A 26,745-nucleotide genomic window follows, 5' to 3' on the forward strand; every position below is an offset into this window, starting at 1 on the left:
TATCCAGGTCGTCTCGACGCAGTTGGGGCATGCGAACACGCGGGTCCCTCATGACATCTACACGCACGTCCGTCAGGCGGTTCATGACGATGCGGGAGGCCGGCGCCGTCGCCCGGAACACGCGGTGGAGCCGTTCCTCAGCCGCTCCACCCGAGGAACCAGACCTGCCCGTTCGCGCCGTAGCGGTTCTTCTGCCACGGGTGCGACCGGCTGCCGCACGCGCCCGTGGAGGGACGGTAGGCGGTGCAGAAGTGCCACCGGTCCGTCACGTCCCAGACGTTCCAGCCCACGCCGTAGCTGCTGTTGTTCTGGCAGCCCTCATACCGGTAGGTGGGCCAGTTCGTGCTCCCGGTGCAGCTCGCCGAGGTGTATGTGACCGAGGCGCCGTCGCCGCACCAGGTGTGGTCCGCGGTCCCGCCGAGAGTGGCCGAGCCGTACCCCGTCTGCAGGTACCAGCAGCCCGAGGCGAGGCCGGTGGCGCCGGCGCCCGCCTTCATCGCGGGGGTGGGAACGCTCGCGGCGGCCTTGCTCTGGGAGGCGTCCACGAGTGTGGGGGCGGTCTCCCGCTGGCGGGACATGTCGATGTATCGGTCCAGTCCCTGCTGCTTGATCTCCCTGGCCGTCAGCGCGCGGGCCTTGGGCTTGGCGGGCGGCTCCGTCACGGAGGGCGGGGAGGCGGGCGAGATGTCCGGAACGCTTGACTGCGCGGAAGAGGAGGCCCCGAGGCTCAACACGGCGGCCGCGGTGAACGCGCAGCCGACCGCGGCCTGGATGAGACGTCGCTTCGATGGCATGCAGCATGCTCCTTATGTAAAGGCGCGCGACGGATGGAATTCGATGGAATTCTCACCCGCGGCGTGATCTTGACGGCGTAGGCAATATATATACTCTCCCGGCCCGGGGCAGAGGATTGGACCTGCGGTATGGTAAATGAAAGTTTTATCGCCCTGACGGCAGGTGAGCTTGCATTTTCCCGGCGGTCCGGGACGTCGGGCGCCGCTGTCGGGGAGTCGTCCCGGCCTTTATCGGGCGGTGCGGAATTCCGTAGGTCCGGAAATGTTTTCCGCCATTGGTCCGCATGCTTTCCGGTGCGTTCCGCGCCGCCCGGCGCTCACTCCGCGAGGGCCCGCTCGTAGGCGGCGAGTGTGTCGACGAACAGCTTGCGCTCGGCCGGCGTCAGGGGTTCGAGAGCCTGCCGCCAGGCGTGGGCCCCCTTGGCGAGCCAGCTCTCGATCGAGGTCTGGTGCTCGGGGGCGATGCGCACGATCGTGCGACGGCGGTCGGCGTCGTCCTCGCGCCGCTCGACGACGCCGCTGCGGCTCAGGTCGCCGACCATCAGGCTCACGGTGGCCGGTGCGACCTTCAGCCGGGAGGCCAGCTCGTTGACGCCCATCGGCCCGTCGAAGAGCAGGAACGCCAGCAGCGACAGGTGCCGGGGGGCGAGGTTGAAGGACCGCAGCTCCTCGGGGACGCGGATGCGCTTCACCCGGCTGACCATGCGCGGCATGAACAGCAGCAGCGTGCGGACGCCCTCGTCCACGCTCAGGCCATCGGTCGACATCTCAGATACCTTGCTGGTTAAATTAGCTTTGCTATCAAAGCAAAGTGGCTGACGTCGTCAGCCTATCCCGAGGGGACGATCCATGTCCGACTTCAACCTGCAGGTCATCGAGGAGTTCCGGGCCAACGGGGGGAAGGTGGGCGGCCCGTTCGAAGGGGTGTCGCTGGTGCTGCTGACCACCACCGGCGCCCGATCCGGCCGGCGTCACACCACCCCGGCGGTATACCTGCCCGTGGGCGACCGGATCATGGTCTTCGCCTCCAACGCGGGCGGCCCGAAGCATCCGGCCTGGTACCACAACCTGGTCGCCGACGCGCGGGTGACCGTCGAGACCGGTGCGGAGACCTACGAGGCGACCGCCGTCGTGCTGCACGGCGAGGAGCGCGACCGGTTCTACGCCAGGCAGGCCGGACTCGATCCGGCCTTCTCCGCCTACCAGGCCGGCACGGACCGGGTCATCCCGGTGGTCGCGCTGCACCGCAGGGACGCGGCCCGCGCCGGGGCGCTCGGCGAGCACCTGGTCAAAATCCACCAGGAGCTCCGCGAACGGCTCGCCGGCCTCCGCGGCGGCGATCCCGGCGAGGACCTGCGGACGCACTGCCTGCTCTACTGCGAGGCGCTCCGCGCGCACCACACCGGTGAGGACGAGCTCGGGTTCCCGCGTCTTGAGCGGCAGTTCCCCGAGCTGGCCCCGGCGCTGGCCCGGCTGCGCGAGGAGCACGTGGTGGTGGCGCGGATCACCGGCGAGATCAGGGCGCTGCTCGACGGTGGCGACATCGAGCGGGTCCAGGCCGACCTCGACCGGCTGGCCGCCGAGCTGGAAGCCCACTTCGCCTATGAGGAACAGCAGCTCGTGGCCGCTCTGAACGAGCTGAGCTGAGCCGCGCGGGCGGTCCCGCCGGGCGGTGGCGCCGGTGGCTCCGGCGCGCGTCCGGCCCGCGCCGCGCGCCGCGGGCCGCCGCATCCGTTGGAACCCGGGTGGGAATCCGATAGGAAGAGATCCATGACTACCGAGCAGACGTTCGTCATCGTCGGAGCGGGCCTGGCCGGGGCGAAGGCCGCGCAGTCCCTGCGGGAGGAGGGGTTCACGGGCCGGATCACGCTGATCGGCGCCGAGGCCGAGCGCCCGTACGAGCGGCCCCCGCTGTCCAAGGGCTACCTGCTCGGCAAGGAGGAGAAGGCCAAGGTCTACGTCCACGACGAGGGCTGGTACGGCGAGCACTCCGTGGAGCTCCTGACCGGACGCCGGGTGACCGGCATCGACCGGTCCGCGCACGAGGTGGAGCTCGACGACGGCCGGCGGCTCGGATACGCCAAGCTGCTCCTGGCCCCCGGCGCGTCCCCGCGCCGCCTCGACGTGCCCGGCGCGGACCTGGACGGCGTTCACTACCTGCGCAGCCTCGACGACTCCGAGAGGCTGCGCGGGGCCGTCCGGGGCGGTGGCAGGGTGGTCGTCGTGGGGGCCGGTTGGATCGGGCTGGAGACCGCGGCCGCCGCCCGCGGATACGGCTGCGAGGTGACGGTCGTCGAGCCGCGGCCGGTGCCGCTGCAGGCGGCGCTCGGCCCCGAGATGGGCGCCTTCTTCGCCGAGGTGCACCGGCGCCAGGGCGTCGACGTACGGCTCGGCCGGGGGGTGACCGGGTTCCGCGGCGACGGGCGCGTCCAGGCGGTGCTCACCGACGACGGCGGCGAGATCCCGGCCGACGTGGTGATCGTCGGTGTCGGCGTGCACCCGGACGTCGAGCTCGCCGAACGTGCGGGCCTGGCCGTCGACAACGGGATCGTCGTCGACGAGTCCCTCCGCACCGACGATCCCGACATCTACGCCGCCGGCGACGCGGCCAACGCCTTCAACCCGCTGTACGGCGCCCGCATCCGCGTCGAGCACTGGTCCAACGCCCTCAACGGCGGCCTGGCCGCGGGCAGGGCCATGCTCGGCCAGAAGGTCGTCTACGACCGGCCGCCCTACTTCTTCACCGACCAGTACGACGTCGGCATGGAGTTCTCCGGCTGGTTCGCGCCGGGCGGCTACGACTCCGTCGTCGTCCGGGGAGACCTGGAGGCGCGGGACTTCCACGCCTTCTGGCTCGCCGGCGGCCGTGTCGTGGCGGGGATGCACGTCAACCGGTGGGAGGAGGGCATCGCGCCGGTCCAGGAGCTGATCCGCGGCGGCGCCCCGGTCGCCCCCGACCGGCTCGCCGACCCCTCGGTGCCGTTCGCCGACCTCGTGCGGGGCTGACCGGCGGCCGCGTGCCCCCGTCCCGACGCGAGGATGGGCGCGGGGCCCGACCCCGGCGTGAGGACGGGTGCGGGCCCTGCCCTGGCGTGAGGACGGGTGCGGGCCCGGCCACCGGGGCCGGGGCACGCGGTGGCCGGGCGGCAGGCTCTCGCTGAGTCCATTTCATGGCATAAAATGGCTGATTCGTGCGTTCTGAACGGATGCAGGTAATGACCGCATGGCGGCCGCCATAGGCGGTATCTACCCCGGTCGAAGCCCACCACGACGGTGCGCTCCCGGACCGGGCGGCGCTCCGTCTGGACTCCGACGGAGAGTGATGAAGTCCTACCTTGCCGTGCTCGGTTCCCCCGGTGCCTGGCGTTTCCTCGTCCCCGCGTTCCTCGCGCGCCTGCCGTACGCCATGTTGCAGCTCGGCATCCTCCTGCTCGTGCAGTGGTCGACCGGCTCGTACGGCGCCGCCGGGATCGCGGCCGCGGCCGCGGCCGTGGCGCAGGCGCTGGCCGGGCCGCAGACCGGGCGGCTCGCCGACCGGTACGGCCAGCCGAAGGTGCTCGTCCCGCAGGTCGCCGTGCACGCCGTCGCACTGGGCGCCCTGCTCGTGCTCGCCTCCGCCCACGCCCCGGCCCTCCCGCTGGTGGTGGCGGCGGCGCTGGCCGGCGCCTCGGTGCCGCAGGTCGGTTCGATGGTCCGGGCCCGCTGGGCGCACCTGCTGGGGCGCTCGGAGCGGCTGGGCACCGCCTTCGCCCTCGAATCCATCACCGACGAGCTGACCTTCACCCTCGCCCCGGTCCTGTTGGTGGCCCTCTCGACGGGCTTCTCCCCGGTCTGGGCGCTGCTGACGGCGCTGGTCATGGTGGTGGCCGGGACGCTGGTGTTCGCCGCGGTCCGCGGGGGCGCCCCGGAGCCGATACCGGTCCGGGTCCGCTCCCGGCGGGGCGTGCTGCGTCTGCGCGGCGTGGCCGTGCTCGCGGTGGCCTTTGTCGCGCTCGGCACCGTCTTCGGCAGCCTCCAGGTCGGCATCACCTCCTACACCGCCGCGCTCGGCCAGGCGGCCGCGGCCGGGCCGATCTACGCCTCCTTCTCGGGGGCCAGTTTCGTCGGCGGCATCCTCTACGGCGTCGTCCGCTGGCGGATCGGCGCCCCCGTGAGGCTGGCCGTCACCGTCGGCCTGCTCTGCGCGACGACGGCCGCCCTGACGCTCGCCGGATCCATCCCCCTGCTGTACGGCGGGGCGGCCATGGCCGGGTTCGTCATCGCCCCCGCCGTCATCACCGGCTACACCCTGGTCGAGACCCTCGTCCCGGCCGAGGTCAGGACCGAGGCGTTCACCTGGCTCAACGGGTCGATCGGCCTGGGCATCGCCACCGGCGCGGCGGTCGCCGGGCAGTTGGTGGACCGGGTCGGCGCCCCGCTGGCCTTCGTGGTCCCGCCGGTCACCACCGGCCTGGCCGCGCTGCTGGTCCTGCTCTTCCTGCGCAGGTTGCGCGCGGAAACGGGTGTGGCCGAGGCCCGCCGGCCGGTCACGGTCTCCTGAGACCCGGGTCCGCCGGCGGGTGCATGACGAGGGCGGGGGCCGACGACGCCGGCGAGGTGGCGCCGTTTGCCCCAGGGTACCCCCCCGGGTATATTGGCGGCATGGAGATGAACGAGTCGATGGTCGGCGACGCGGTGACCCGCCTGCGCCGGGCCCATGGGCAGCTGGCCGGAGTGATCGGGATGATCGAGGCCGGCGAGGACTGCTCGAAGGTTCTCACCCAGCTCGCGGCCGTCTCCAAGGCGCTTGACCGTGCCGGGTTCAAGATCGTCGCTAGCGGGCTGCGTCACTGCCAGGCCGCCCAGGCTCGCGGCGAGGAGGCTCCGATGAGTGTCGAGGAGCTGGAGAAGCTCTTCCTGTCCCTGGCGTAAGGGGCGGGGTCCGCGGCTTGCCGTGGACGGCGGACGGCATGGGCCCGTGGCGCCGTCCCGGCGCCGCATTCCCATGTCTCCGATATACCCCCCAGGGTATATCGATCTCGCGGAGGGGATCGCCGTAGTGGCCAGGAGGCGCCGGCGGTCCTTCCCGTCGCGTCCGCCGCCTCGGCCGGCCTCGTGCCACACGGTCCGTCCGTGAGGGTGACGCCGCCATAGAGCCATGCCCGCCCTCCGGTCCGGGGGGCGGGCTGGAGCAGGGCACATTTCTGCCTTCCATATACCCCCCAGGGTATCTTTATCCGATCGAAAGGACTCCCGATGGAGATCACCTCGTTCCGCACCCCCGGTCTGGGGGACCAGAGCTACCTGCTCACCCACGAGGGGCGCGGCATCCTCGTCGACCCCCAGCGCGACATCGACCGCTTTCTGGCCAAGGCGGCCGAGCGGGATGTGGAGCTCCGGTTCGTGCTGGAGACCCACCTGCACAACGACTACGTCTCAGGTGGCGAGCGGGCCGCGCTCGCCACGGGCGCGCAGCTGGTGCTCCCCGCCGCGGCCGCCGCGGCCTACCCGCACACCCCCGCCTTCCACATGGAGGACATCCCCGGCGGGCAGGGGCTGAGCATCCGTCCGATCCACACCCCAGGCCACACGCCCGAGCACACCAGCTACCTGGTGCTCATCGACGGCGAGCCGGTCGCGGTGTTCTCCGGAGGCAGCCTGCTGGTCTCCTCGGCCGGCCGGCCGGACCTGCTGGGCCCGGAGCGGGCCCGCAGCCTGGCCAAGCTGCAGCACGGCTCGCTGCACCGGCTGGCCGGCCTGCCCGGCGGGGTGGAACTGCTGCCCACCCACGGTGAGGGGTCGTTCTGCACCTCCACCGGTGCCGGCCGCTACACCTCCACCATCGCCGACGAGCTCGCGGGCAACCCGCTGCTGGCCATCGGCGACGCCGAGGCCTTCGCCGACGAGCTGCTCGCCGCCCCGATGCCGATCCCGGCGTTCTACCGGCACATGGGGCCGGCCAACACCATGGGCGTGCCGCCGATGCCGCCCCTGGCCGTGCCCACGCTGAGCGTCGAGGATCTGGCCGACCAGCCCGAGGGCACCCGCGTGGTGGACATCCGCCCGCGCGTCCGGCAGGCCGGCGGCCTGCTCCCCGGGGCGGTCGCGATCGAGATGGGCACCGACTTCGGCAGCTGGGCCGGCTGGCTGCTGCCCTACCAGGCGCCCCTGGTCCTGGTGGCCGACCCCGGCCAGGACGTCGCCGAGGCCGTCACCCAGCTCGCCCGGATCGGCATCGACACCGTGCGCGGCGTCATCACCGACCCCGGGCCGGCCGCCGACCAGACCTTCGAACTGCTGGACCCGGCCGCCTTCACCGCCCGCCTGGCCCGGCCTGGCGCCCAGCTGCTGGATGTGCGGATGCCCGGCGAACACGCCGCCGCCGCGCTGCCCGGCGCGACCCACCGCTTCCTGCCCGACCTGGTCACCCACGGCATCCCCGCCGAGCTGGACGCCTCCCGTCCGGTCCTGGTCGCCTGCGGCTCCGGCCGCCGCGCGAGCATCGCCGCCGGCCTGCTGCTGGCCGCCGGCTACCGGCCGGCCGTGCTGACCGGCGCCGGCGTCACCGACCTGCTCCGGCACCCGGCCGCCACCTGACCCGCCCCCGCCGGTCGGCCAGCACCCCGATCCGACTGTCCCCACCCGCTCCCGAAGAACAGGATTTTCTTGATCATGAGTATGAAGACCAGTGTCGACGTGGCCGCCGCCCGCGCTCTGATCGCGGCCGACCCCGACGTGCTCGTCGTCGATGTGCGCACTCCCGGCGAGTTCGCCTCCGTCCACATCTCCGGCGCCGTCAACCTGCCCCTGGACCAGGTGGACACGCACCTGCGGCGCATCGTCGCCGACGCCGGCGGCACGATGCTGCTGGTCTGTCAGTCCGGCGGCCGGGCCTCCCGGGCGCACACCGCGCTGACCCGCGCCGGCCTGGCCGACGTGGTGGTGCTGGAGGGCGGGATGAACGCCTGGACCGGTGCCGGTGCCCCCACCACCTCCGCGTCATGTCCGATCCCCGGGACCCGGGCCCAGCGCTGGGGGCTGGAGCGCCAGGTGCGGCTGGTGGCCGGCGGCATCGTCGCCACCTCGGTCCTGGCCAGCATCTGGTGGCCGCCGGCCCGGTTCGTCGCCGGGTTCGTCGGCGCCGGGCTGACCTTCGCCGCTGTCACCGACACCTGTGCGATGGGCATGGCCCTGGCCAAACTGCCCTACAACCGCACCCGGGACTTCGACATCGACGCCGTCATCGCCCGGCTGCGCGGTGGCGAGGCCCGGTCATGATCACCACCTGGGCGCTCATCGCGACGGTGCTCGCCGCCGTCGCGGTCGGCGTCACCCTCGGCCTGTTCGGCGGCGGCGGCTCCATCCTCATGGTGCCCATGCTCATGTACATCGCCCAGGTGCCGGGTAAGACCGCGATCGCGATGTCACTGCTGGTGGTCGCCGCCACCAGCGCCGCCGGCCTCATCTCCCACGCCCGTGCCGGGCGCGTCCGCTGGCGCACCGGCCTGATCTTCGGTGCCGCCGGCATGGCGGGCGCCTACGCAGGCGGACTGATCGGCCCGTATCTGCCGGAGACCGTCCTGCTCGGCGGCTTCGCCGCCATGATGGTGGCCACCGCCGTCGCCATGATCAGAGGGCGCTCCCGCGTCTCCGCCAAGACCGGCGCCGACCTGCCGGTCGGCAGGATTCTGATCGACGGCGTCGTCGTCGGCGTTGTCACCGGCCTGGTCGGCGCCGGTGGCGGCTTCCTGGTCGTGCCCGCCCTGGTCCTGCTCGGCGGTATGCCGATGGCCGCCGCCGTCGGCACCTCCCTGCTGGTCATCGCGATGAAGTCACTGGCCGGGCTCGCCGGTTACCTGCAGACCGTCACCATTGACTGGCGCCTGGCGGCCGTCGTCACCGTCGCCGCCGTCGTCGGCGGTCTGGCCGGCGGGCAACTGGCCGGCCACATCAACCCTGACCGGCTCCGCCGCGCCTTCGGCTGGGCCGTCCTGGCGATGGGGGTCTTCGTCCTCGCCCAGCAGGTTCCCACCCTGATGTGACCCGGACGGGTGCTGTCACGCCACGCCGCCGACGGCCGGCGACGGAAGAACGGCGGGACGGAAGAACGGCGGGAACGGACACGAGGGACCGCACGTGTCGGTCCCTCGGAGGAGTGATCAGGCGCCGGCGGCCTGACGGGCGCGGCGGGCCTCGCGGCGCTCGACGAAGCGGGAGGCGGAGACCTCCAGGCGGGCGAGGAACTCCGCGAGCTCCTCACGGGCCTTCTCGCCCTCGGAGTCGAGGTCCTTCATGTCGAAGACGGCCCACTGGCGCAGGACCGGCATGAGGACGTCGTCGAGGTGCAGGCGCAGGTCGTAGATTCCGGCGTTGGCGATGGTCATCGCCTTGCGGGTGAAGCCCTCGATCCCGGTGCCGGGCATCTGGAAGGTGGTCACCACGTCGGTGACGGCGCGCATCGTCTGGCTCGGGGTCAGCTGGAAGGCCGCGTCGAGCAGGTTGCGGTAGAAGAGCATGTGCAGGTTCTCGTCGGCGGCGATCCTGGCGAGCAGGCGCTCGCAGTTGGGGTCCTGGGACGCCTTGCCGGTGTTGCGGTGGGAGATGCGGGTGGCCAGCTCCTGGAAGGAGACGTAGGCCAGTGAGCGGAGCACGCCCTCGTAGGAGTTGGTGAAGCCCTCTCCCATGTGGTTCATGCGGGCCCGCTCCAGGGCGACCGGGTCGACCGCGCGGGTGACCGTCAGGTAGTCGCGGATGGCGGTGCCGTGCCGGCCCTCCTCGGCGGTCCAGCGGTGCACCCAGGTGCCCCACGCCGCGTCGCGGCCGAAGGCCGTGGCGATCTCGTAGTGGTAGCTGGGGAGATTGTCCTCGGTCAGCAGGTTGACGATGAGGGAGACCCGCGCCTCCTCGGGGAGCTTGGAGTCGGTCTCGACCCACGCGTCGCCGCCGAAGACGCCGTCGTAGTCCCTGCCTTCGGACCACGGGACGTATTCGTGGGGGAACCATTCCTTGGCCACCTTGTGGTGACGGTCCAGCTCCCCGGCGACAACGGGCTCAAGCTCAAGCAGCAGCTCGGTCTGGCTGAACTCTCGCATATGGCTTCTCCCTCACTGACTACGGAACCGTAACCTACGTTAGCGTAGGTAAAGCGGGGGTCGGTAAGCGGGATATGTCACCTTTGTTACTGCCTGGTAGGGTTCCCGTGCTCCGGGCGGCCAGGAACACCAGCGCCGCCCCGGCCGGCAGCAGCAGGCGTTCGACCAGGCCGTGATAGTCGGAGCCGCCGATCAGGTCCGCGACCGGCGAGCCCGGGCGGGTGGTCAGGAACACGGCCAGGAGCGCCACCGAGAGCACGCTGAGGGCCGACAGCGCCGGACTCCGGAACCGGCGGCCCAGCATCCAGCCCGCGCAGGGCAGCGCGGTGAAGACCACCGCCGCCGACCAGCTGTGGATCTCCCCGCCGGCGGGGGTGGGGCCGGGGGCCGCGCCGGCCGGGAACACCGCGGTGAGCAGCAGCCCCAGGGCGCCGGCGACGGACAGGACGCGGGCCGCGGCGCTGCGCGTCGGGTCCACGCGTGCCAGGCCGTAGGCGACCCACAGGCAGGCCATGGCCAGCATGATCGTGCCGCCGGTCATGGCCCAGACGCGGGCGTCGAGCGGCGTGTGGCCGACGACCGGGTCCCCGGCCGGATCCACCGGGCCGGCGGCGGCCACGTGCGCGTAGGCCGTCAGGCCCAGGGCGGCGACCGCCCCCGCCATCCCCGGCCAGCGCCGCACCGGGGCCGCGGCCGCTCCGGGCCGCTGTGGTGCCGAGCCCGTGGCCGCTCTGGGTCGGTGCAGCGCCGAGCCTGTGGCCGTCGCGGGCCGGTGCGGTGCCGAGCCTGTGGCCGTCGCGGGCCGGTGCAGTGCCGGGTCCGCCGTCGTTCCGGGCGGGCGCCGTGCCGGGGCGGTGTTCACCACGCCGCCCCCTCGTGGATGGCTCCGGGCCGGGCCGGGAAGGCCGGGTGGTCATGGGCCGGCGCCCCGGACCGCTGCGGTGCGGTCCCGGGCGCGGAGCACGGCGGTCCCGGCGGCGCCAGGTCGGCTGCCACTGCAGTCATGCGCACTCCTCTCATCGCGGGTGAAGACATGGCGGGACGGTCGGGACGTCTCGTGAAGGCGTCCGGAGCGGTCCTCCGGTGGACCCGTGGCAGCGTCCCGTGCCCGGCGGTGCCGGGGCCATAGGGGGTCGACCCTGACTTGGATGAGAATTCCCTGATATCAAGGTCAGGGCAGTTGACCGGCTGACTTCGATTATCATAGTTTCGCGGGCATGGATCTGGTCGGAGCATGGCGGCTGGTCGAGTGGCGGATCGCCCACCCGGACGGTCGGACCTCCCACCCCTTCGGCCGCGACGCGGTGGGCCTGCTCTGCTACACCCCTGACGGCCACATGAGCGCCACCATCGCGCGGGCGGGGCGTCCGCCGCTGCCCGGCGCCGGTCTCTCGCAGGCCTCGCCCCAGGAACGGGCCGAGGCGGCCGCGTCGTTCCTGTGTTACTCGGGCCGCTACGAGATCCGCGACGGCCACGTGGCCCACGACATCGAGATGGCGCTCAATCCGGCACTCTCCGGCGTCACCCGGATCCACGAGCTGAACTTCGCCGGCAACCGCCTCATCCTGGCCGCCGCCGACAACGGCAGATGGCACACGCTGATCTGGCGGCGGGCCTGAGCGCGGCGGCGGTCAGTCGCGCAGGCCGGCGAGGGCCCGCTCCGGCTCCCCGGCGCCCCGGCCGCGCCGCACGTGCCGGACCGCCTCGACCACCACGGTGATCGTCACAGCGATGCCCAGGCCGAGCAGCAGACCCTTGACCGGGTCGTTCTCGAAGGCCGCGCCCCCCACGTAGCCGATCAGTCCCGAGTAGACCGCCCAGGAGACGGCGGCGACGGCGTCGAAGAGGGCGAACGAGCGCCGGGGGTAGGCGACCGCGCCCATGGTGAGGGTGCAGGCGGTCCGGCCGCCGGGGATGTATCGGGCCACCACCAGCACGAGCCCGCCCCGTTCGGCCAGCGCCTTCGACGCCCAGGCGAACGCCTTGCCGCTGCGTCTGCCCTCGCGCAGCCGGTTGCCGGTGGTGCGCCCGATGGCGTAGGAGACGTGGTCGCCGGCGAACGCGCCCAGCGCCGCCACCACGATCACCAGCGCGAGGTTCGGCGCGCCGGTGGAGGCGGCGAACACCCCGGCCGTGATGACGGACGTCTCGGCGGGCACCACGGGGAAGAACCCGTCGAGCATCGCCACCGCGAACAGCGCCAGATAGATCCAGGGCGAGGTCATCACATTGTGCAGGGCGTCGAGGATGGCCTGTGTCACAGCAGCTCCTACTGGTATAGGGGAGGTCTCCTACAGCACGTTGACGGCCCGCCGGTCTCCTGGCATCGGGGGCGGCCCCGGAAGCCGGCGGACCTTGCCCCTGAGATCCCTCAGGGATCCGTCTCCTCGAACCTAGGAGCGGGCAGGGGAGGGCACATCGCGCGATCGGACGCTTCGACCCCCTACTTTCGTCAGGGGAGGTCTGCTACCTCCGACCGAGACGCGTGGCCGCGGCGGCCTTGTAACGTCGCAGGCGTGATGAGATGGATCCGGCGGTCAAGCCGGCGGGAGGTCCGGCGCGACCTGTTGCTGTGGGCTCTGCTGTGCCTGCCGGTGGCCGTGGCCCCGGTCGTCCCTCCCTGGTGGGAGCCGGCCACCGGCTGGGCGTCGCCGGGCTGGGCCGCCGCCGAGGTGGCCGTGCTGGGGGCCGCCGTGCTCGTGAGCCGCGGGGCTCCGCCGGTGGCCATGCTGCTCGCCCTGGCACCGGGCTCGTGGAACGTCAGCGAGGGCCTGGCCACCGTCCATCTCTGGCACCTCGACGACCCGGTCAAGGTGTGGCCGCTGAACGCGCTGACCCCCGCGACCATGGTGCTCGCCTACCTGGCCGGCCGCCGGGCGGCCGATCCGCGCCCCGCGACGCTGGCGTTCGCCGCGATCCTGGGCGTGGGCGCGCTCCTGAGCACGGCCTCCTCCTGCGGTCCGCGGCCCGACGCCGTGACCACGCAGTTCTGGATCCCCGCCCTGTCGGGTGTCCTGCTGTCCGGCCTGCTGCCATGGGGGGTCGGCCGGCTGGCGCAGCGCCGCGCCCGCGAGCGGAGCCTGATCGTCGACCAGGCGCAGCTCCGCGAGCGCAACCGCATCGCCCAGGACATGCACGACTCCCTCGGCCACGACCTCGCGCTCATCGCCCTGCGCGCCGCGGCCCTGGAGATGGCCCCCGACCTGTCCGAACGGCACCGCAGAGCCGTCGGGGAGCTCCGCGAGGCCGCCGCCGAGACCACCGAGCGCCTGCGCCGGGTCATCGGCGTGCTCCGCGCGGGCGACCAGGCGCCGCTGACCCCGTCGCAGGAGAGCGTCGCCGAGATCGTCGACCGGGCGCGGGAGTCGGGCGTGCGGGTGGAGCTGCGCGGCGCGGAGTCGCTGCGCGACCACACGGCCTGCCGGGTCGTGCAGGAGTCGCTGACCAACGCCACCAAGCACGCCCCCGGCTCCGCGGTGACGGTCGAGGTCCTCAGGTCCGCCGCCGAGATCACGGTGACCGTGACCAACCAGGCGGCCCAGGCGGCGCCGGCCCGTCTCCGCGGCGGCGGGCTGGGCCTGATAGGGCTGCGCGAGCGGGTGCGGCTGGCGGGCGGCACGTTCGAATCAGGACCGAAGGGCGGCGGCTTCCAGGTCGTCGCCCGTTTCCCCCACGAGGATGGAGCGACGTGATACGGGTGCTGCTGGCCGACGACGAGGTCATGATCCGGGCCGGGGTGCGGGCCATCCTGGCCGCCGACCCGGAGATCGAGGTGGTCGCGGAGGCGGGCGACGGCCGGCAGGCGGTCGAGCTGGCCCTGAGCCACCGTCCCGACGTCGTCCTGCTCGACATCCGGATGCCCCGGATGGACGGGCTGGCGGCGGCCGCCGAGCTGCGCCGGGCCGCGCCCGGCACCGCCGTGCTGATGCTGACCACCTTCGGCGAGGACGACTACATCGCCCGGGCGCTCGGCGAGGGCGCCGCCGGGTTCCTGCTCAAGTCCGGCGACCCGCGTGAGCTGCTGGCCGGGATCCACGCCGTCGCCGACGGCGCCGCCTACCTCTCGCCGCGCGTCGCCCACCGGGTCATCACCGAGCTCGCCGGCGGCCGGATGACCCGGGCGGCGGCCGCCCGAGAGCAGGTGGCCGCCCTCACCCCACGCGAGCGCGACGTGCTGGCCCTGGTGGGGGAGGGGCTGTCCAACGGGCAGATCGCCCGCCGCCTCTACCTGGTGGAGGGGACCGTCAAGGCCCACATGAGCGCGATCCTCACCCGGCTCGGGGCCCGCAACCGGGTCCAGGCCGCGATCCTCGCCCACGAGGCGGGGCTGCTCGGCTCAGTTGAGCCGCCAGATGGCGAAGTTCAGTGAGGCCGCGTAGGTGACCCAGAGCAGATAGGGCACCAGGAGCCAGGCGGCCGCCCGGCTGATCGGCCGGAACAGGACGACGGTGGCCACGATCGCCGCCCAGAGCACGACGATCTCGGCGAAGGCCAGGCCGTACCGGCCCGCGCCGAAGAACAGCGGGGTCCAGGCCGCGTTGAGGGCGAGCTGGGCGGCGTAGACCCCGAGCGCGGGGGTCCAGCCCCGCGCCGACCAGGCCAGCCAGCCGGAGATCGCGATCATGATGTAGAGCACCGTCCAGGCCGGACCGAACAGCCACTGCGGCGGTGCCCAGGGCGGCCGCTCCAACGCCAGATACTCGCCGCCGGCGTCGACCGCCGACAGCGATCCCACAGCCGCCACCAGCACCAGCGCGGCGGCGAAGACCGGCAGCCCCGCCCAGCGTTTCGGTTGTCGCGCGATGACCATGAAACCTCCCTGCCCTCTTCTTCGTGCCCCTACCCCCGGCCGGTTCCACCCCCGGGGACCTTCCCCGGTCTCCGGCTCCGGGGCCCGCCTCCCACCCCCGTGCGGGGGAGGCGGATCCCCACGCGGGGGGAGGAGCGGGGGGACGGTGACCGGAAGAGTCGCGGGCATGACACGAGTGAGCGACGACACGCGGGCAGGGGCCCTCCAACTGACGGCGACCGCGGTGGCCGTCGCGGGCACGCTGCCCTACCTCACCCTCAAACTCACCTGGCTGACCGGGGGCTCGGCCGGCATCGACGACCCGGCGGTGCTCCAGGACGGCGGCTTCTTCGGCCTCAACCTGCTGACCTTCGGCCTGGACGCGGTGGCGCTGCTGATCGCGCTGGCCTTCGTCCGGCCCTGGGGACGCCGGATCCCGGCAGGACTGCTCCTCGCGCCGATGTGGGTGGGCACCGGCCTGCTGGTCCCGCTCGCGGCCATGGTCGTGCCGGCCTTCCTCGTCGGCCTGTTCGACGGCGGTCCGTTCCCCGGCAGCGGCCCGGTGGCCGGATGGGTCTTCGCCGTGGTCTACACCGGCTTCGTCTGCCAGGGGCTCGGGCTCGTCGCCGGCTTCGTCCACCACGCGCGCCTGCGCTGGCCCGGCGTGTTCACCCGGCGGACCTCGGAGGGCCCGGCGGGGCCGACGCTGGAGCTGCAGACCTTCGTAGCGTGGGGGGCCGTGGCCGTCGCCGCGGTCCTGGCGGCCTTCAACCTGTGCTGGCTCCTCGGCATCCCCTTCGGGCTGCCCGCCGGGGCGCTCATCGGCCGTCCCCCCGCCTCCTGGCTGCAGAACGCGGTGAACACCGTGCTGCCGGTCGCCGGGGCGGCCGGCCTGCTGGCGGTCGTCCGCCGCAGGTCCGGGCGGCCGCTCTGGATGCCGGTGGCGCTCGCCTGGCTCGGTTCGGGCGGCATGTTCGGCTGGTCGATGTGGGGGCTGCTGGTCACGCTGACGCCCAGCGACCTGGGATCCGGCGGCCCCGGCGGTGGGAGCGCGCTGGAACTGGTGACCCTGTTCACCGTGCTGGCCGGTCTGGTCATCGGCCTGGCCGGGGCCTTCGCCCTGGTCGAGCGCGAGCGCTCCTAGCCGGGCGAGCCCCGTTCCGGCCGGGCGAGCCCCGTCCGTCGCCGGAGTCGCCCGGGTGCGCCACGCTCACATCTCGGTCCGTCGCCGGAGTCGCCCGGGTGTGCCACGCACACGCCTCCGTCCGCGGCCGGAGCCCGCCGGGCGCGTCACGCTCACGCCTCCGCGCGCCGCCCGTTCAGCCGGCGTCCGGACCGAGGCAGGCCCGCACCAGCTCGGGGACCAGCCCGGCGAGCAGGTCCTTGTCCTGCGGCCGCCCGGGCTCGTACTCGGTGACGCCGAGGCCCACGATCTCGAAACGCTCCGCCAGGGCGGCGACCTGGGCGACGAGCTCCGCCGGGGCAAGCCCGCCCGGCTCGGGGACGCCGACGGAGGCGAACACGTCCGGGTCGAGCACGTCGAGATCGACATGGACGTAGACCGCTCCGGCGCCGGTCCCCGCCACCGCCTCGACGAGTCCGGCCAGGTCCGCCACGCCGAGGTGGGAGATCCCCGCAGCGCGGACGTAGTCGCGCTCGGCGGGATCCAGCGCCCGCACCCCGGCCAGGACGAGCCGCTCCGGCGGGAGCGGCCGGTCGGGCACCAGCTCCGGCGGGCCGTCACCGAGCAGCGTGCGCGCCACCATGCCGTGGAAGGCCCCCGAGGGGGACGAGGCGGGTGTGTTGAGATCGCCGTGAGCGTCGAACCACACGACCGCCAGCCGCCCGCCGTGGCGCCGTGCCGCCGTCGCGATCGGTCCGAGCTCCACCCCGCAGTCCCCGCCGACCGTGACCGTGAAGCGCTCCCGCGCGTGGGAGAGCGCCGCGCGGGTCCGCTCGGCGGTCTCCGCGAGTGTCGGGCCGACCCGCACGGTGACCCGTTCGGCGTCGGGGACCATGGCGGCCAGCAGCGCCGCCCCCTCGCTCAGCCGCGAGGCGGTGGCCGAGGACGACCCCTGCCACTGCGGCACTTCCACGACCGTCACCCCGGGCGGGCCCGTCTTCTCCTGGCGCATCCCCACAGTCTCGCCCGGTCGCCCCGGAGAGGTCCACTTCGAAGTCCTCGCCCGACGCGCCCGGAACCAGGACAAGCGCCCGCGGGCCGCCGTCGCGCCGCGCGGTCCGGGCCCTCGTCGCCCCGCTCCCCCCGAGGCGCGCTCCTATGCGGGGGCCGGGTCGTGGTGCAGGCGGCGCAGGACGCGGCGGAAGGCGTAGACGGACACGGCCACCGCCAGGCCGCTGATCAGGGCGACGACCGAGGTGCGGACCAGCAGGTAGGTGCCGACCGACTGGTGGACCAGCAGCCAGATGCTCACCGCGGAGTTGACCAGCAGCACGAAGGCCCACAGCAGGGTGATCCGGGCGAAGAACCGGCGGACCCGTTCGTGCTTCAGCACCGCCGTGGGCAGGTGGATGTAGTCGAGGGTCAGCTTCTGCACCAGCGGGCGGTTCAGCCGCACCGAGGCCAGGAAGACGACGCTGATGCAGATCGTGCCCAGCTCCGGCTGGAGGAGGAAGAGCTTCATGCTCCCGCTCCACAGGGCCAGCAGCGCCCGCACGGTGATCGCGATGGCGGCCAGGACCATCGTCCCCGGCACCGGGACCCGCCGGACCAACCGCCATCCCACTCCGGCGTACACCCAGCTCACCGCGGTGATCAGCGCGCCGTGCTCGCCGAGGACGGCCAGCGCGGCGTAGAAGACGGCGAGGGGGGCGATGACGCCTTCCAGGACCTTCGGCACCGCCTGCCGGGCCAGGACGGTGAGACGGGGGAGGACGACGGGTGGATGGCTCATAACGCTCCACGGGACGGTGGAATGACCGGCGCTGGGTCCGCGCCTACCCCGACAGGGGACTGCCAGACCTGTCGGATCCGACGTATGGGCGTACGGCGAGGCCGTCCGGTGTCGGCGGGCCACTTACCGTACCCGAACCGAATGCATGCCTTCCCTATAACCTTCCAAGGCCGTATGGCCCGCCCGCTCCCGCCGCCGGCCGCACGGCCCGCCCGCCCTGGTCGCCGGCCTGAGGGGCGGCGGTCCCATGGGAAGTACGGTGTGGCCGTAACGGTTAGGAAACGGGAGCTTTCCCGATGACGTCCGGTCCGAGACGATTCATGCATGGCAGTGCGCGCGCACACGTCCGACCGGTCAACCGAGGGTGTCGCGAATGTGGCGGCCCAGCTCGTCCGCTGGCCCGATCTGGCACTGAAACGCACCCGCAGGGGGATCGGTTTCCGGACCAGCGGCCGGGAGATCGTCAGGATGTCGGGGGATCACACCGCGGAGCTGCTGCTCACCACGGCGGTGATCGACCGGTGGGCCCGGGTGCTCACCGACTGCCGGCGGGTCACCCCCGGCCGGGACGCCGGGTGGGTGACCATGACGATCGAGGGCAAGGCCGACGCCGACCTGTTCCTCTCGCTCGTCAGCGTGGCGATCAAGGTCAACCAAGCGTCGCGGTAGCGAGCCGCGCGCCGAAGCCGATGAACAGCGCGCCCACCCCCGAGGTCAGCCCGGCCGACAGCTTGCGGCGGGCCCGGAACTGGTGGGCCAGGTAGGTCCCGCCGAAGATCAGCATCGACAGGTACAGCACGCTGAACAGCTGGCAGATCGCGCCCAGGATCAGGAACGACAGCGCGGGCGTGCCGTAGCCGGGGTCCACGAAGTTGATGAAGAACGCGATGAAGAACAGGATCGCCTTCGGGTTCATCAGGCTGATCACCAGGGCCTTGCGGAAGGGGTTGTCCGCGCTCGGCTCCGCCGCCGCGACGGTCTCGGCGGTCCCGCCCGCCCGCCAGGAGCGCCAGGCCCCCCGCAGCATCTGCAGCCCCATCCACGCCAGGTAGGCGGCCCCGATGTATTTGACGACGTTGAACAGGATCGGCGTCGACCGCAGGAGCGAGGCGGCCCCGGCGGCGGCGAGCGCCATCAGGATGGTGTCGCCGAGGAAGACCCCCATCGCACCCCGGTAGCCCTGCCGTACCCCGCGCTGCGCGGCGGTGGTGAGAACGTAGAGGGAGTTGGGGCCCGGCAGCAGGATGATGAAGAAGGCGCCGGTGACATAGGTCCATATATCGGTTATGCCGAAGAACATAGTGGTGCTCCAGGGGGCGTTACGGGATCCGTATCACGGTACTCCCCATGGCGGACACGGGGTCCGGCCGGTGCCCGCGACCGTGGTCTGCCCCACCAGGCGACCCGGGCCGGCCGACCTCCCCGGTTCACCCGCCTGGCCGGTCAGGCCAGGCGGGGCTCCGACGGCCCGCGCCGCGCTCGCGGCGCCGTGGCTCAGCCGCCGTGCAGGACCGCGCGCAGCCGGGGGGCGAATCCGTCGGGGTCGTCGGAGAAGGCGATGTGGCCGCCGGGGAAGGCCGTCGGCGCCGTGCCGAGCGCCGCGGCGAGCGCGGCCGACGTGCGGTCGCAGAGCTGGCCGGCCGACTCGACGCCGACGCCGACCACGACGCGGGTCGGCCCGGCGCGCAGGGCGGCGATGTCGGGCTCCCAGCGGGTGGTCGCGCGCATCTCGTGCAGGAACCAGAAGCGCTCGTCGGCGACCTGCTGCGGATCGGGCTCGTCCGGCGCCGCCACGGGCGCGCCGGACTCCTCGGACTCGGGCATCACGATGTTGGCGTTGACCATGAACTTGGCCCAGGCGCCCGCGACGTCGCCGGAGACGTAGGTGGCGATGATGTCCTCGACCGCGGCGTCGCGCTCCTCCCGGTCGTCGAGCAGGCGGTTGAGCGGGGGCTCGTGCGCGATCACGGTGTGCACCTGCCCGGGATGGGCGACGGCGAGCGCCAGCGCGCTGACGGCGCCGCCGCTGGACCCGAAGACCGCGGCCGGGCCGGCGTCGAGGTGGGTCAGGAGCCGGGAGAGGTCGTCGGCGCGCATCTCCGGGGTCGAGTCCTGGTCGGGGTCGTCGAGGGGGCTGCGGTTGAGGCCCCGCGGGTCGGTGGTGAGCACGGTGTGGTCGGCGGCGAGCAGGTCGGCCAGCGGCGCGAAGAACGTGGCGTTCATCGGGGCGCCGACGAGCACCACGAGGGGGCCCTGGCCCCGCACCTCGTAGTACAGCGTGGCGCCCGGGACCTTGAGGGAGCCGGAGGTGACGGTCGTCGTGCGGTTCATCGGAATCTCCTGCGACGGTGCTGCGGTGCTCGGTCGGAGAAGGGACTCCCGCCGTGGGGCAGAATCGTCGCTCGTGAGCGAAGTTTTTTCCGCACGGACCGCCGGCCCGGCCGCGGAGGGCGCCCAGGATCCCGACCTGGCCCGGGCGCGCGACGGGGACGACGCCGCCTTCACCCGCCTGGTCCAGCCGTTGCGCCGGGAGCTGCACGCCCACTGCTACCGCATGCTCGGCTCCACCCACGACGCCGACGACGCCCTGCAGGACGCCCTGCTGCGGGCCTGGCGGGGGCTCGCGCGCTTCGAGGGGCGCAGCTCGCTGCGCTCGTGGCTCTACACCGTGGCCACCCGCACCTGTCTGGACACCATCGAGACCCGCGGCAGGCGGGCCCTGCCGGTCGACCTCGGCCCCTCCAGCGACCGCGCCGTGGTCGGCGACGTCCCGCTGGCCGAGGTCGCCTGGCTGGGGCCCTACCCCGACGCGGGCCTCGGCGACGGTCCGGCCGGTCCGGGCGCGCGCTACGAGCAGCGCGAGGCCGTCGAACTGGCCTTCGTCGCCGCGCTGCAGCACCTGCCGGGCAACCAGCGGGCGGCGCTGCTGCTGTTCGAGGTCCTCGGCTTCTCCGCCGCCGAGATCGCCACCATGATGAGCACCTCGACCATGTCGGTGAACTCCGCCCTGGCCCGGGCCCGCAAGGTCGTGGCGGAGAAGGTCCCCTCCGTCACCCAGCAGCAGACGCTGCGCCGGATCGACGACGCCCGGGTGCGGGAGATCGTCGCCGGCTACTCCGCCGCGCTGGAACGCGGCGACGCCGACGCCCTGGTCGCGCTGCTCACCGAGGACGTCACCTGGTCGATGCCGCCGCTGGGGCACTGGTACCACGGCCTCAGGGCCGTCACCGACTTCGCCGTGCAGATCCCGCTGACCAGATGCGGGAACTGGCGGCACCTGCCGACCGGCGCGAACGGCCAGCCCGGCGTGGGCTGCTACCTCTGGAACGACGGCGCCGGCGCGCACCTCGGCTGGTCGATCAACGTGCTGACCCTGCGCGGCGAGCGGATCGCCGAGATCACCTCGTTCGTCGGCGCCGACCACTTCGCGTCCTTCGGGCTGCCCGCCTCACTGCCCTGACCCGGGACGGCCCCGCGTCGACGGACCGGCCCTCGCGTCGACGGACCGGCCGCCGCGTCGACGGCCGGTCACGCCGCTGAACCGGGCCCGCCGTCCCGCCGGCGGGCCCGGTTCAGCGGCCGTCGGCCAGCGGCTGGACCCGGTGGGGGACCACGGTGGACAGGGTGATCACCGTGCTGCTCCGCCGTACTCCGGGGATGGCCAGGGTCTGGTCGATGATCTGCTGGATGTGCTCGTGGTCGCGTCCGGCGATGCGGCACCAGACGTCGCCGGGGCCGGTGACGATGTGGGCTTCGAGGACCTCGGGGATGGCCGCGAGGGCGGTGGAGATGTCGGCGCGGGAGATCTGCTCCACCTCAAGGGTGGTGAAGGCCTGCACCGGGTAGCCCAGGGCGCGCGGCGACAGGTTGGGGCCGAAGTCGGTGATCACGCCGTCGGCGACCATCCGGTCCAGGCGGGCCTGGACGGTGCCCCGGGCGACGCCGAGAAGGCGGGAGATCTCCAGCAGGCCGGTCCGGGGGCGCTCCCTGATCAGCTGGAGCACCCTGCGGTCGAGTCCGTCCAGGCCGTCCCTCCGAGCTGCCAATCTGTCCACCTCCGGAGTGTGGTCCGTACCCGGTACTGGCAATCTGCCAGCGGATCGGCCGCGCTGTTGCCCCGCTTATGGCTGCAATTCAGACTACGCCTGCATATATGTCAACTATGGAGGCGATCGTGGCACGGGAACATTCCCATCCGTTCATCCCGTACCGGCCCGTGCGCTACCCCGAGGGCGAGATGGTGACGCGGGGCCGGGAGTTCTACGAGCACATGGACCTGCGCCGGAGCGTGCGGTTCTTCAGCGACGAGCCGGTGCCGCGCGAGTGCGTCGAGCTGGCCGTCCGGACGGCCAACACCGCGCCCTCGGGGGCCCACCAGCAGCCGTGGAAGTTCGTGGTGATCGGCGACCCGGAGACGAAGAAGCGGATCAGGGAGGCGGCCGAGGTCGAGGAGCGGCAGAACTACGAGGGCGGGCGGCTGACCCCCGAGTGGCGCGCGGCCCTGGCCCACCTGGAGACCGGTTCGGACAAGGGCTATCTCGAAACGGTGCCGTGGCTGGTGGTCTGCTTCGCGGAGAAGTACGGCGTGCGTCCCGACGGCGCCAGGGTCAAGCACTACTACGTCAACGAGAGCGTCGGCATCGCCTGCGGGTTCTTCATCGCGGCCCTGCACGCGATGGGCCTGTCCACGCTGACCCACACCCCGAACCCGATGGCGTTCCTGACCGACATCTGCGGGCGTCCGGGCAACGAGCGGCCCTACATCCTGTTCCCGATCGGCTACGCGGCCGACGACGCCGAGGTCCCCGACCTGGTCCGCAAGCCCCTGTCGGAGGCCATGGTCTGACGTCCGGTGCGGCGGAGGCCCCCCTGCGGCGGGCGGGCCGTGCGGGGCCTCCGCCGCCGTCGCCGCCCCCTGCGGCGCCGGTCACCCGGGGAGCTGGAACGTGCCTAGCTGGGTCGTTGAAACCTGGAGTTTTTGGGCCTTGTGGGGAAAGTCTGTCAAGGCTACGATCGCGACAACTCTTAGGAAACTTTCCTAAAAGAAATGCCCAAGGGGAGCCTCCATGGCCCGTCCGCCGCCGACCGACCGGATTGCAAGCTGCGGAAACCCAACGACGGCAGTCGTCACTGCCTGAAGTCCGACCGTCCGGACGCCTCATACCCCCCGAGTTCCCCTCTGATGGGAGCGATCATGCGGCGCGCCCTCCCCTTACTTGTCCTGACTGCCCCAGCAAGCCCCCTTCCCGCGCCACTCCCACCAAATGGAGCCGGCGCCGCGGGCGCCTCCGCCATCCCCGCCCCGCCGCCGGGACGGGCGGGCACATAGGGCCGGCGACCCGTCCGGGGCGATGTCCCGAGGGGACCGGTGACGGCGGCCCCTCACCACCGCGCCGGGCACGGCCGCGCTGATCCACGGCGCGCTCCCGCCCTTCCTGCGGGGCCGGGACCGTGCCCTACCCGCCGTACGGCTCGCGCCTCGCCTCCTCGTTCTCCCCGAGGAGCACCCCCCAGGGGGTGCGAGCCGTACGGCCACCCCCCCACCGAATCCATGAGGTTAACGTGAAATTTCGCGTCATCGCTCGATCTCTCGTCGCCGTGGCGGCCCTCATCCTGGCGATGATGGCCGCGGTCCCCGCCCAGGCCGCCTCGGCCTCCGCCACCTTCGTCAAGGTCGGCGACTGGGGCTCCGGCTTCGAGGGCAAATACACGATCAAGAACGACTCCACCACGGCCCTGACGAGCTGGAAGGTCGAGTTCGACCTCCCGGCGGGGGTGAGCGTCGGATCCTTCTGGGACGCCACGCTGACCCGCAGCGGCCAGCACTTCACCTTCGCCAACGTCGGCTGGAACGGCAGCGTCCCGGCCGGCGGCAGCGTCAGCTTCGGCTTCCTCGGCACCCCCGGCGGGGCGGCCGCCGTACCGACCGGCTGCAAGCTCAACGGCGCCGACTGCGGCGGGAGCGGGGAGACCGCGCCCGGCAAGCCGGGTGCGGTGACGGCGACGGGCGGGGCGAACAGTGTCGCGCTGTCGTGGGGGGCCTCCAGCGGCACGGTGACCGGTTACCGGGTGTATGAGGGCGCGGTGTTGAAGGCCACGGTGACCGCTACGACGGCGACGGTCTCCGGTCTGGGGGTGTGCGAGGCGCACACCTACACCGTCGCGGCCTACAACGGCACGGGTGAGGGTCCCAGGAGCGACCCGGCGAGCGCCACCACGACCGGCTGCACCACCGGGGTCCCCGGCAAGCCGGGTGCGGTGACGGCGACGGGCGGGGCGAACAGTGTCGCGCTGTCGTGGGGGGCCTCCAGCGGCACGGTGACCGGTTACCGGGTGTATGAGGGCGCGGTGTTGAAGGCCACGGTGACCGCTACGACGGCGACGGTCTCCGGTCTGGGGGTGTGCGAGGCGCACACCTACACCGTCGCGGCCTACAACGGCACGGGTGAGGGTCCCAGGAGCGACCCGGCGAGCGCCACCACGACCGGCTGCCCCGACAACCCACTGCCCAAGCACTTCCTCACCGGCTACTGGCACAACTTCGACAACCCGGCCGTCGAGCTCAAGCTGTCGGCGGTGCCCAACGAGTACGACCTGGTCGCGGTCGCCTTCGGCGAGTCCACCACCACCCCCGGCGAGGTCGTCTTCGGCGTCGACCCCGGCCTGTCGGCCTCCCTCGGCGGCTACACCGACGCCCAGTTCAAGGCCGACGTGCAGACGCTCCACTCGCGTGGCAAGAAGGTCATCCTCTCGGTCGGCGGCGAACTCGGCCGCGTGCAGGTGGCCAGCGCCGCCGCGGCGACGAAGTTCGCCGACTCCGTCCACGCCCTGATGCAGAGCTACGGCTTCGACGGCGTGGACATCGACCTGGAGAACGGCCTCAACGCCACCTACATGGGCCAGGCGCTGCGGGCGCTGCGCGCCAAGGCGGGCGCGGGCCTGATCATCACGATGGCCCCGCAGACCATCGACATGCAGTCCACCGGCGCGGAGTACTTCAAGCTCGCGCTGAACATCAAGGACATCCTCACGGTCGTCCACACCCAGTTCTACAACTCCGGCTCGATGCTCGGCTGCGACCAGATGGCCGCCTACTCGCAGGGCACGGTCAACTTCATGACCGCGCTGGCCTGCATCCAGCTGGAGAACGGCCTGCGCCCCGACCAGGTGGCGCTCGGCCTGCCCGCCGGACCCGGCGCGGCCGGCGGCGGGATCGTCGCCCCCTCCCTGGTGAACCAGGCACTGACCTGCCTGGCCACCCGGACCGGCTGCGGCAGCTTCGTGCCGCCGCGCGCCTACCCCGGGATCCGGGGCGCGATGACCTGGTCGATCAACTGGGACGCCTCGAACAACTGGAACTTCTCCAGGACCGTCAAGCCGCATCTCGCGACTCTCCCCTAGGAATGCGCATGAGATTACGTCGCATGGCCTTCGCCGTACTCGCCGCCCTGGCGATGACCTTCACCGGGCTCACCGCCGCCGCGAACGCCGCGCCCCAGGCGGCCGCCGTGTTCGCCGCCCCCCAGTGGCAGGCGTGGACGGCCTATGCCGTCGGCGCCCAGGTGACCTACAACGGCGTCGACTACGAATGCATCCAGGGCCACACCTCCCTGCCCGGCTGGGAGCCGTCCAACGTCCCCGCCCTGTGGAAGGTGGCCACCGGCGGCGGTGACCCCACGCCGCCCAGCGTGCCCGGCAACCTCCGGGTGACCGGCACGAGCTCGTCGAGCGTCTCGCTGGCCTGGGACGCCTCCACCGACAACGTCGGCGTCACCGGCTACAACGTCTACCGGGGCTCGACCCTGGTGACCACCGCCACCGGCACCTCCTACACCGACTCCGGGCTGACCGCCTCGACCAGCTACACCTACACCGTCCGCGCCCGCGACGCCGCCGGGAACCTCTCCGGTGTCGGCGGCCCGGTCACCGCCACCACCTCCGGCAACGGCACGCCCGGCCAGCCCGGCGCCCCGTCGGTCACCGGCTCGACCGACGGCAGCCTCTCCCTGTCATGGGGCGCGTCGTCCGGCACCGTGACCGGCTACCGCGTCTACGAGGGCACCACCCAGCGCGCCCAGGTCACCGGCACCACCGCCACGGTCTCCGGCCTGGGCACGTGCGAGGCGCACACCTACACGGTCAGGGCCTACAACTCCGTCGGCGAGTCCGCCCCCAGCGCCCAGGTCACCGGCACCACCACCGGCTGCCCGAACCCCGGCGGCAAGATGGACGGCGCGCCGTACCTCTACACCGGCTGGGGCAACCCGCCCAGCCCGGTCACGGTGATGAACGCGACCGGCATCAAGTCCTTCACCATGGCGTTCATCCTGTCCAGCGGCGGCTGCAACCCGGCCTGGGACGGGCAGCGCCCGCTGACCGGCGGCGCCGACCAGGCGGCCATCAACCAGATCAAGGCCGCCGGCGGCAGCGTGCAGATCTCCTTCGGCGGCTGGCAGGGCAACAAGCTCGGCCCGAACTGCTCCACCCCGGCCGCCTTCGCCGGCGCCGTGCAGCAGGTCATCAACGCCGTCGGCCCGGCGGTGGTCGACTTCGACATCGAGAACACCGACGAGTTCGAGAACTACACCGTGCAGGACCGGATCCTCAACGGCCTGAAGATCGTCAAGGCCAACAACCCGAACGTCAAGGTCGTCGTCACCTTCGGCACCTCGACCAGCGGCCCGACGGCCCCCGGCATCCGCCTGATCAACCAGGCCAAGGCGCTCGCCGTGCCGATCGACAACTACACGATCATGCCGTTCGACTTCGGCGGCGGCGCCAACATGTACCAGAGCACGATCAACGCCTCCGAGGGCCTGAAGAACGCCCTCAAGTCGGCCAACGGCTGGACCGACGCCCAGGCCTACGCGCGGATGGGCATCTCCGGCATGAACGGCCTGTCCGACCAGCAGGAGCAGACCTCTCCTGCGCAGTGGACGCAGATCCGCGACTGGGCCAAGTCCAAGGGCCTGACCCGCTTCGCGTTCTGGTCGGTCAACCGTGACCGCCCCTGCCCCGGCGGCGGCGTCCAGGAGAACTGCAGCGGCATCGCCCAGGCCGACTGGGAGTTCACCAAGATCACCGCCGGCTTCTAGCCGGCCCGGCCCGCACCCCGGTCACGGCGGGGGGGGCGCGCCCCCCCGGCCCCCCCACCACTAGCGCAATGACCAACCTGA

The 26,745-nt window shown here is 72.6% G+C and carries 28 protein-coding genes; 16 read left to right on the forward strand and 12 right to left on the reverse strand.

What is annotated here, in order from left to right:
- Positions 1-137: 137 nt before the first annotated feature.
- Positions 138-794 carry a hypothetical protein gene (locus tag ACWDS7_RS26125; RefSeq protein ID WP_451931416.1) on the reverse strand — a complete coding sequence of 219 codons (657 nt, stop codon included), beginning with the start codon at positions 792-794 and terminating at the stop codon, positions 138-140.
- 317 nt (positions 795-1,111) lie between these two features.
- Positions 1,112-1,561 (reverse strand): MarR family winged helix-turn-helix transcriptional regulator, encoded by a 450-nt coding sequence (locus ACWDS7_RS26130; RefSeq protein ID WP_451931417.1) that lies wholly within the window; start codon positions 1,559-1,561, stop codon positions 1,112-1,114.
- Between the two features lie 82 nt (positions 1,562-1,643).
- On the opposite strand from ACWDS7_RS26130, the gene ACWDS7_RS26135 reads away from it, so the two are divergent.
- The 7 genes from ACWDS7_RS26135 (at position 1,644) to ACWDS7_RS26165 (ending at position 8,815) form a co-directional block, all read left to right on the forward strand.
- A complete protein-coding gene (locus tag ACWDS7_RS26135; protein WP_451931418.1) occupies positions 1,644-2,441 on the forward strand; it encodes a nitroreductase/quinone reductase family protein in 798 nt (265 codons plus the stop codon).
- Between the two features lie 123 nt (positions 2,442-2,564).
- On the forward strand, positions 2,565-3,800 hold the full coding sequence (locus ACWDS7_RS26140) for an NAD(P)/FAD-dependent oxidoreductase (RefSeq protein WP_451931419.1): 1,236 nt from the start codon (positions 2,565-2,567) through the stop codon (positions 3,798-3,800).
- A gap of 316 nt (positions 3,801-4,116) precedes the next feature.
- Positions 4,117-5,334 (forward strand): MFS transporter, encoded by a 1,218-nt coding sequence (locus ACWDS7_RS26145; protein WP_451931420.1) that lies wholly within the window; start codon positions 4,117-4,119, stop codon positions 5,332-5,334.
- 101 nt (positions 5,335-5,435) lie between these two features.
- Complete coding sequence (locus tag ACWDS7_RS26150) at positions 5,436-5,705, forward strand: metal-sensitive transcriptional regulator (protein WP_306856659.1); 270 nt, start codon at positions 5,436-5,438, stop codon at positions 5,703-5,705.
- A 324-nt stretch (positions 5,706-6,029) separates the two neighbouring features.
- Positions 6,030-7,370 carry an MBL fold metallo-hydrolase gene (locus ACWDS7_RS26155; RefSeq protein WP_451931421.1) on the forward strand — a complete coding sequence of 447 codons (1,341 nt, stop codon included), beginning with the start codon at positions 6,030-6,032 and terminating at the stop codon, positions 7,368-7,370.
- Positions 7,371-7,445: 75 nt separating this feature from the next.
- The gene (locus tag ACWDS7_RS26160) at positions 7,446-8,051 is read left to right on the forward strand and encodes a rhodanese-like domain-containing protein (RefSeq protein ID WP_451931422.1); all 606 of its coding nucleotides are present in this window, start codon (positions 7,446-7,448) and stop codon (positions 8,049-8,051) included.
- Positions 8,048-8,815, forward strand: a complete 768-nt coding sequence (locus tag ACWDS7_RS26165) for a sulfite exporter TauE/SafE family protein (RefSeq protein WP_451931423.1) — start codon at positions 8,048-8,050, stop codon at positions 8,813-8,815. The genes ACWDS7_RS26160 and ACWDS7_RS26165 overlap by 4 nt, the downstream gene beginning before the upstream one ends.
- Positions 8,816-8,932: 117 nt before the next feature.
- On the opposite strand, the gene ACWDS7_RS26170 is transcribed toward ACWDS7_RS26165, so the two are convergent.
- The 3 genes from ACWDS7_RS26170 to ACWDS7_RS26180 all read right to left on the reverse strand — a co-directional run bounded on the left by ACWDS7_RS26170 (position 8,933) and on the right by ACWDS7_RS26180 (position 10,870).
- Positions 8,933-9,865, reverse strand: a complete 933-nt coding sequence (locus ACWDS7_RS26170; protein WP_451931424.1) for an acyl-ACP desaturase — start codon at positions 9,863-9,865, stop codon at positions 8,933-8,935.
- Between the two features lie 34 nt (positions 9,866-9,899).
- A complete protein-coding gene (locus tag ACWDS7_RS26175) occupies positions 9,900-10,547 on the reverse strand; it encodes a DUF998 domain-containing protein (protein ID WP_451931425.1) in 648 nt (215 codons plus the stop codon).
- Between the two features lie 176 nt (positions 10,548-10,723).
- Entirely contained in the window at positions 10,724-10,870 is a 147-nt protein-coding gene (locus ACWDS7_RS26180; protein ID WP_306856666.1) for a hypothetical protein, read from the reverse strand.
- Between the two features lie 212 nt (positions 10,871-11,082).
- On the opposite strand from ACWDS7_RS26180, the gene ACWDS7_RS26185 reads away from it, so the two are divergent.
- The gene (locus tag ACWDS7_RS26185) at positions 11,083-11,484 is read left to right on the forward strand and encodes a lipocalin-like domain-containing protein (RefSeq protein WP_451931426.1); all 402 of its coding nucleotides are present in this window, start codon (positions 11,083-11,085) and stop codon (positions 11,482-11,484) included.
- Positions 11,485-11,496: 12 nt separating this feature from the next.
- On the opposite strand, the gene ACWDS7_RS26190 is transcribed toward ACWDS7_RS26185, so the two are convergent.
- Entirely contained in the window at positions 11,497-12,126 is a 630-nt protein-coding gene (locus tag ACWDS7_RS26190) for a DedA family protein (RefSeq protein WP_451931427.1), read from the reverse strand.
- Between the two features lie 258 nt (positions 12,127-12,384).
- On the opposite strand from ACWDS7_RS26190, the gene ACWDS7_RS26195 reads away from it, so the two are divergent.
- Together ACWDS7_RS26195 and ACWDS7_RS26200 are read left to right on the forward strand one after the other, a co-directional pair.
- Positions 12,385-13,557 (forward strand): sensor histidine kinase, encoded by a 1,173-nt coding sequence (locus ACWDS7_RS26195; RefSeq protein ID WP_451931437.1) that lies wholly within the window; start codon positions 12,385-12,387, stop codon positions 13,555-13,557.
- Positions 13,554-14,234, forward strand: coding sequence for a response regulator (locus ACWDS7_RS26200; RefSeq protein WP_306856669.1), 681 nt, complete (start codon positions 13,554-13,556; stop codon positions 14,232-14,234). The genes ACWDS7_RS26195 and ACWDS7_RS26200 overlap by 4 nt, the downstream gene beginning before the upstream one ends.
- Here ACWDS7_RS26200 and ACWDS7_RS26205 read toward each other — a convergent pair.
- The gene (locus ACWDS7_RS26205) at positions 14,202-14,675 is read right to left on the reverse strand and encodes a TspO/MBR family protein (protein ID WP_451931428.1); all 474 of its coding nucleotides are present in this window, start codon (positions 14,673-14,675) and stop codon (positions 14,202-14,204) included. The genes ACWDS7_RS26200 and ACWDS7_RS26205 overlap by 33 nt on opposite strands.
- A gap of 166 nt (positions 14,676-14,841) precedes the next feature.
- Between ACWDS7_RS26205 and ACWDS7_RS26210 the strand changes: the two genes are divergently transcribed.
- On the forward strand, positions 14,842-15,798 hold the full coding sequence (locus ACWDS7_RS26210) for a hypothetical protein (RefSeq protein WP_451931429.1): 957 nt from the start codon (positions 14,842-14,844) through the stop codon (positions 15,796-15,798).
- A 175-nt stretch (positions 15,799-15,973) separates the two neighbouring features.
- Here ACWDS7_RS26210 and ACWDS7_RS26215 read toward each other — a convergent pair whose 3' ends face one another.
- Together ACWDS7_RS26215 and ACWDS7_RS26220 are read right to left on the reverse strand one after the other, a co-directional pair.
- A complete protein-coding gene (locus tag ACWDS7_RS26215; RefSeq protein WP_451931430.1) occupies positions 15,974-16,789 on the reverse strand; it encodes an arginase family protein in 816 nt (271 codons plus the stop codon).
- A gap of 144 nt (positions 16,790-16,933) precedes the next feature.
- Positions 16,934-17,569 (reverse strand): VC0807 family protein, encoded by a 636-nt coding sequence (locus tag ACWDS7_RS26220; protein ID WP_451931431.1) that lies wholly within the window; start codon positions 17,567-17,569, stop codon positions 16,934-16,936.
- Positions 17,570-17,893: 324 nt separating this feature from the next.
- Between ACWDS7_RS26220 and ACWDS7_RS26225 the strand changes: the two genes are divergently transcribed.
- Positions 17,894-18,238 (forward strand): luciferase domain-containing protein, encoded by a 345-nt coding sequence (locus tag ACWDS7_RS26225; RefSeq protein WP_306856674.1) that lies wholly within the window; start codon positions 17,894-17,896, stop codon positions 18,236-18,238.
- Here ACWDS7_RS26225 and leuE read toward each other — a convergent pair.
- Positions 18,219-18,869, reverse strand: a complete 651-nt coding sequence (gene leuE / locus ACWDS7_RS26230) for a leucine efflux protein LeuE (RefSeq protein WP_451931432.1) — start codon at positions 18,867-18,869, stop codon at positions 18,219-18,221. The two genes, ACWDS7_RS26225 and leuE, sit on opposite strands and share 20 nt — an antisense overlap.
- Positions 18,870-19,063: 194 nt before the next feature.
- Positions 19,064-19,900, reverse strand: coding sequence for an alpha/beta fold hydrolase (locus ACWDS7_RS26235; protein WP_306856676.1), 837 nt, complete (start codon positions 19,898-19,900; stop codon positions 19,064-19,066).
- Positions 19,901-19,973: 73 nt separating this feature from the next.
- On the opposite strand from ACWDS7_RS26235, the gene ACWDS7_RS26240 reads away from it, so the two are divergent.
- Complete coding sequence (locus ACWDS7_RS26240; protein WP_451931433.1) at positions 19,974-21,029, forward strand: sigma-70 family RNA polymerase sigma factor; 1,056 nt, start codon at positions 19,974-19,976, stop codon at positions 21,027-21,029.
- A gap of 112 nt (positions 21,030-21,141) precedes the next feature.
- Here the strand turns inward: ACWDS7_RS26240 and ACWDS7_RS26245 are convergent, their stop codons facing one another.
- Positions 21,142-21,624: an Lrp/AsnC family transcriptional regulator gene (locus ACWDS7_RS26245; RefSeq protein ID WP_451931434.1), complete on the reverse strand. Its 483-nt coding sequence runs from the start codon at positions 21,622-21,624 to the stop codon at positions 21,142-21,144.
- 119 nt (positions 21,625-21,743) lie between these two features.
- Here ACWDS7_RS26245 and ACWDS7_RS26250 point away from each other — a divergent pair, with 119 nt between their 5' ends.
- From ACWDS7_RS26250 to ACWDS7_RS26260, 3 genes are all read left to right on the forward strand, one after another.
- Positions 21,744-22,415: a nitroreductase family protein gene (locus ACWDS7_RS26250; protein WP_306856679.1), complete on the forward strand. Its 672-nt coding sequence runs from the start codon at positions 21,744-21,746 to the stop codon at positions 22,413-22,415.
- A 716-nt stretch (positions 22,416-23,131) separates the two neighbouring features.
- A complete protein-coding gene (locus tag ACWDS7_RS26255) occupies positions 23,132-24,970 on the forward strand; it encodes a cellulose binding domain-containing protein (RefSeq protein WP_451931435.1) in 1,839 nt (612 codons plus the stop codon).
- Between the two features lie 8 nt (positions 24,971-24,978).
- Positions 24,979-26,664: a fibronectin type III domain-containing protein gene (locus tag ACWDS7_RS26260; RefSeq protein ID WP_451931436.1), complete on the forward strand. Its 1,686-nt coding sequence runs from the start codon at positions 24,979-24,981 to the stop codon at positions 26,662-26,664.
- The last annotated feature ends 81 nt before the right edge of the window (positions 26,665-26,745 follow it).

Source organism: Streptosporangium sp. NPDC003464, assembly GCF_053588315.1.

Coding starts and splice junctions, on each gene's coding strand:
- ACWDS7_RS26125 (WP_451931416.1), bottom strand. CDS start 794: ATGCCATCGAAGCGACGTCTCATCCAGGCCGCGGTCGGCTGCGCGTTC.
- ACWDS7_RS26130 (WP_451931417.1), bottom strand. CDS start 1,561: ATGTCGACCGATGGCCTGAGCGTGGACGAGGGCGTCCGCACGCTGCTG.
- ACWDS7_RS26135 (WP_451931418.1), top strand. CDS start 1,644: ATGTCCGACTTCAACCTGCAGGTCATCGAGGAGTTCCGGGCCAACGGG.
- ACWDS7_RS26140 (WP_451931419.1), top strand. CDS start 2,565: ATGACTACCGAGCAGACGTTCGTCATCGTCGGAGCGGGCCTGGCCGGG.
- ACWDS7_RS26145 (WP_451931420.1), top strand. CDS start 4,117: ATGAAGTCCTACCTTGCCGTGCTCGGTTCCCCCGGTGCCTGGCGTTTC.
- ACWDS7_RS26150 (WP_306856659.1), top strand. CDS start 5,436: ATGGAGATGAACGAGTCGATGGTCGGCGACGCGGTGACCCGCCTGCGC.
- ACWDS7_RS26155 (WP_451931421.1), top strand. CDS start 6,030: ATGGAGATCACCTCGTTCCGCACCCCCGGTCTGGGGGACCAGAGCTAC.
- ACWDS7_RS26160 (WP_451931422.1), top strand. CDS start 7,446: ATGAGTATGAAGACCAGTGTCGACGTGGCCGCCGCCCGCGCTCTGATC.
- ACWDS7_RS26165 (WP_451931423.1), top strand. CDS start 8,048: ATGATCACCACCTGGGCGCTCATCGCGACGGTGCTCGCCGCCGTCGCG.
- ACWDS7_RS26170 (WP_451931424.1), bottom strand. CDS start 9,865: ATGCGAGAGTTCAGCCAGACCGAGCTGCTGCTTGAGCTTGAGCCCGTT.
- ACWDS7_RS26180 (WP_306856666.1), bottom strand. CDS start 10,870: ATGACTGCAGTGGCAGCCGACCTGGCGCCGCCGGGACCGCCGTGCTCC.
- ACWDS7_RS26185 (WP_451931426.1), top strand. CDS start 11,083: ATGGATCTGGTCGGAGCATGGCGGCTGGTCGAGTGGCGGATCGCCCAC.
- ACWDS7_RS26195 (WP_451931437.1), top strand. CDS start 12,385: ATGAGATGGATCCGGCGGTCAAGCCGGCGGGAGGTCCGGCGCGACCTG.
- ACWDS7_RS26205 (WP_451931428.1), bottom strand. CDS start 14,675: ATGGTCATCGCGCGACAACCGAAACGCTGGGCGGGGCTGCCGGTCTTC.
- ACWDS7_RS26210 (WP_451931429.1), top strand. CDS start 14,842: ATGACACGAGTGAGCGACGACACGCGGGCAGGGGCCCTCCAACTGACG.
- ACWDS7_RS26215 (WP_451931430.1), bottom strand. CDS start 16,789: ATGCGCCAGGAGAAGACGGGCCCGCCCGGGGTGACGGTCGTGGAAGTG.
- ACWDS7_RS26220 (WP_451931431.1), bottom strand. CDS start 17,569: ATGAGCCATCCACCCGTCGTCCTCCCCCGTCTCACCGTCCTGGCCCGG.
- ACWDS7_RS26225 (WP_306856674.1), top strand. CDS start 17,894: ATGGCAGTGCGCGCGCACACGTCCGACCGGTCAACCGAGGGTGTCGCG.
- leuE (WP_451931432.1), bottom strand. CDS start 18,869: ATGTTCTTCGGCATAACCGATATATGGACCTATGTCACCGGCGCCTTC.
- ACWDS7_RS26235 (WP_306856676.1), bottom strand. CDS start 19,900: ATGAACCGCACGACGACCGTCACCTCCGGCTCCCTCAAGGTCCCGGGC.
- ACWDS7_RS26260 (WP_451931436.1), top strand. CDS start 24,979: ATGAGATTACGTCGCATGGCCTTCGCCGTACTCGCCGCCCTGGCGATG.